General features: G+C 44.8%; 1 protein-coding gene. It reads left to right on the forward strand.

The genetic code is table 11. The annotated features are described in order from the left end of the window. A partial coding sequence (locus CBI42_RS12245; RefSeq protein WP_142294183.1) for an ATP-binding cassette domain-containing protein occupies positions 1-223 on the forward strand: 223 nt, incomplete at both ends.

The raw sequence follows: 223 nt of genomic DNA on the forward strand, positions 1-223 counted from the left end.
GGAATTGAAAGCAGCTATGATCAGCGACCTTTTGACTCGCTGAGTGGTGGCGAACAAACCCGGGTACTACTTGCACGTGGATTTATGACCCGCGGTGCATTTCCCCTAATTGATGAGCCGACAAATCACCTTGATATTGATGGTAGTAAGCTGGTTGCTCAATATTTACGCAGCAAGTCCGGCTTCATTTGTGTTAGTCATGATGAAAGCTTCTTAAATTCAT

This window comes from Streptococcus sp. KR, assembly GCF_002238115.1.
Taxonomy (GTDB): Bacteria; Bacillota; Bacilli; order Lactobacillales; family Streptococcaceae; genus Streptococcus.